Origin of the sequence: Siphonobacter sp. BAB-5405 (genome assembly GCF_002872335.1) — a bacterium.
Lineage (GTDB): Bacteria > Bacteroidota > Bacteroidia > Cytophagales > Spirosomataceae > Siphonobacter.
The window spans coordinates 1-366 of the sequence record NZ_NJAG01000164.1 but is presented as its reverse complement, the minus strand read 5'-3'; the positions used below and the strand labels follow the sequence as shown (position 1 = coordinate 366).

Below are 366 nucleotides of genomic sequence, written 5' to 3'. Positions count from 1 at the left end.
ACGTTACTGAAACTTCTGGGATCGTCCAGACGGCTTCTGAGAATGTTAAAGGCACTACCCCCCACCGACCCATTCAGGAATACCGTCAAATCGAGGTTTTTGTAGCTGAAGCCATTGTTGATACCAAACGTGAAATCCGGAAAGGGGTTTCCTATTTTCACAATGTCATTTTCGTTCACGATGCCATCTCCATTGACATCCGCAAACAATAAATCACCGATGTAGGTAGACGTAATCAGGGCAGGATTGGTGTTATTGATAACCTGACCTACGGAATACTTGAAAGTCGGTACGATGACCGTACTCGTTCCATTCCCATTGTCCTTCAGGAAATCAGCGGCCGAGTTAATTCTACCAATATGTTTG

Annotated in this window: 1 protein-coding gene; it reads right to left on the bottom strand. The window is 44.8% G+C overall.

Annotated elements, in window-relative coordinates; genetic code table 11:
- The coding region (locus tag BWI97_RS27910) for a hypothetical protein (RefSeq protein WP_199182136.1) at positions 1–366 on the bottom strand (366 nt) is incomplete at both ends.